Source organism: Oleiphilus sp. HI0123, from assembly GCF_001635315.1.
In genome coordinates, this window is sequence record NZ_LWGE01001592.1 from 1 (window position 1) to 2,994 (window position 2,994).

Below are 2,994 nucleotides of genomic sequence, written 5' to 3' on the forward strand. Positions count from 1 at the left end.
TGATTTCAGCTGAGCGTGACCATGTTGTTGTATTTGATATTCCAGCGCTTGAGAAAGCGGTTCAGAACGGTGACTTCAAGACAATCGGCGATTCCAAAGTACCTGTAATCAATGGCCGTAAAGGTTCCAAATATACTCGCTATATTCCGGTACCCAAGAGTCCTCATGGCTTGAACACTTCACCAAACGGTGAATACTTTGTGGCTAACGGTAAGCTTTCACCAACCGTTTCAGTGATTGCGATCAAGAAGCTGGCTTCACTATTTGATGATAAGATCAAACCTCGCGATACCATCGTTGCAGAGCCAGAGCTGGGCTTAGGGCCGCTTCATACAGCCTTTGACGGACGCGGTAATGCTTATACAACCGTCTTTATCGATAGTCAGGTGGTTAAGTGGAACGTGGAAGATGCGATCAAAGCTTATCAAGACAAGAAAGTTAATTACATTCGCCAAAAGCTGGATGTTCATTATCAGCCAGGTCACCTTCACACCACCATGGGTGAAACCCGTGATGCTGATGGCAAATACCTAGTCTGTCTCTGTAAGTTCTCTAAAGACCGATTCTTACCGACGGGCCCACTTCGTGCCGAAAATGATCAGTTAATCGATATCTCCGGCGATGAAATGAAGCTGATTCACGACGGCCCGACCTTTGCTGAGCCTCACGATTGTATGATCGTTCATCGAAGCAAAGTGAAGCCAAGCAAAATCTGGAAGCGTGATGACCCCTTCTTCGCTGAAACCGTTGCTCAAGCAAAGAAAGATGGTGTAAATCTTGAAATGGACAACAAGATTATTCGCAAGGGTAACAAAGTGACGGTTTATATGACCTCGGTTGCACCAAACTTTGGCCTGAACAAATTTACCGTTAAGCAAGGCGATGAAGTCACCATGGTGATCACTAACCTTGATATGGTAGAAGACGTAACTCATGGTTTCTGTATGGTCAACCATGGCGTCAGTATGGAAATTGGCCCTCAGCAAACCCAGTCAGTGACCTTTACCGCCGACAAGGTTGGCGTACAATGGTTCTACTGTCACTGGTTCTGCCATGCACTGCATATGGAAATGCGTGGCCGAATGTTAGTCGAAGCTTAAACCCTTTAAGCTTTAGCTAACTGCTAAAGGCGAAAAAGAAGTACAAGATGTCACAACCATCTCGAATACTGCTGGAAACACAGCAGAACAAACAGAAGCACAGTGCGTATATCCTTATGCTGTGCCTCTGTACCTGTCTGATAGTGGTGGCATCTCTTTTATCCTCTTCAGCCTATGCTCAAGAGATAAGGATTAATTCTCAGCTAGACCTACAAGCTGTTCTCGATAATGCCTCTCGAGGCGATACGATAGTCCTCTCTCCCGGTGTTTACGCCGGTAACTTTGTTATTCGACAGAGTCTCACTATTCAAGGTGAAAAGGGCGCTATCATCAACGCCCAAGGCATGCATGACGGGATTCGAATAAAAGCTCCACATGTCACCATTGAAAATCTGACAATAGAAAACTGGGGCGATGATTTAACGGCAATGAATGCCGGCATCTTTATTGAAAAATCGGCACAAAATACAACCATCAAGAATAACCTGCTTCATGGTGATACTAGCGGTATTTGGTTAGATAAATGCGATGGTGCAAAAATTATCAACAATAAAATAAGCGGTAACGAGCAGATGCGCTCAACCGACCGAGGCAATGGTATTCATCTATCCGTTGCGACCAATACCGAGGTTCGTGGCAACGAAATCTGGCATACCCGTGACGGAATTTACATTATTTCTAGCCAGAACAACCTGCTCACTGAAAACCATATGCACGACCTTCGCTACGGGGTTCATTACATGTACTCCCACAGCAATACCGTCACCAAAAACAAAGCGGTACGAACCCGTGCAGGCTATGCGCTCATGCAATCCAGAAGTCTCACTGTCAATCATAACCAGTCACTCGATAGTGAAGACTACGGCATCTTATTAAACTTTATTACCTATTCCACCTTAACTAACAACACGATTGATGGCGTGCGTCAAAGTGAGGCACGTCACGTTGAGGGTGCCGATGGTAAGGGCTTCTTTATTTATAACTCGCTGCACAACAAAATTCTAGACAATGACGTGAGTAATGCAGAAATCGGTATTCACCTGACAGCAGGTTCCGAGAACAATATTATTGCTAAAAACACCTTTATCAAAAACCAGACTCAAGTGAAATACGTCGCGACCCGCAAACAAGAATGGAGCCTCGACGCCCAAGGTAATTACTGGAGCGACTATTTAGGCTGGGATATGAACAATGATCAAATTGGCGATACCTACTTCGAACCCAATGACAGTATCGACAAGCTACTATGGAAGTTTCCTCAGGCAAAAATGCTAATGGATAGCCCTGCAGTATTGTTACTACGTTATATCCAAAAACAATTCCCGGTACTTAAATCGCCTGGGGTAAGAGATAGTTTCCCTCTCATGACACCGCCCGCTCGTAAGGTAGCCAGCCCATGACGTCCCCTTCTTCTGACCTTGTTGTTAAGCTTGACTCAGTCTCCAAACATTATGGCGAGCTAAAAGCACTCGAGGCAATCAATCTGGACTTGCCTCCAGGCGAAGTGCTTGGCTTGTTTGGTCATAACGGCGCTGGCAAAAGTACGCTGATGAAAATCATCCTGGGCGTGCTTGAGCCTTGTCAAGGCGAAGTACTAACCCTTGGCCAGTCACCTCGAGACAAAAAAGCTCACCACATTCGCCAGAAGTTTGGTTATCTACCCGAAAATGTTAGCTTTTATGATCACCTAAGCGGGCGCGATATACTCACTTACTTCGCCAAACTTAAAGGCTTTAAAAAGAACGAGGCTGAACGGTTACTTGAGAGTGTTGGCCTTCAAGCTGCAGCAAATCGAGCAGTCAAAACCTACTCTAAAGGTATGAGGCAGCGCCTTGGTTTGGCGCAAGCACTGCTAGGCAAACCTAAACTATTATTACTGGATGAGCCCACCGTT

General features: G+C 45.5%; 3 protein-coding genes. All 3 read left to right on the plus strand.

The window, feature by feature from the left end:
- Window positions 1-1,100 (plus strand): TAT-dependent nitrous-oxide reductase (nosZ, locus tag A3761_RS21365; protein ID WP_156492015.1); only part of this gene is annotated, 1,100 nt, incomplete at its 5' end.
- A gap of 47 nt (window positions 1,101-1,147) precedes the next feature.
- Complete coding sequence (locus A3761_RS21370; RefSeq protein WP_068507633.1) at window positions 1,148-2,500, plus strand: nitrous oxide reductase family maturation protein NosD; 1,353 nt, start codon at window positions 1,148-1,150, stop codon at window positions 2,498-2,500.
- On the plus strand, window positions 2,497-2,994 hold a 498-nt coding region (locus tag A3761_RS21375), incomplete at its 3' end, for an ABC transporter ATP-binding protein (protein WP_156492016.1). The genes A3761_RS21370 and A3761_RS21375, both read left to right, overlap by 4 nt.

What these genes read in the sequence shown, in the direction of transcription:
- A3761_RS21370 (WP_068507633.1), top strand. Translation starts at nt 1,148, where the DNA reads ATGTCACAACCATCTCGAATACTGCTGGAAACACAGCAGAACAAACAG.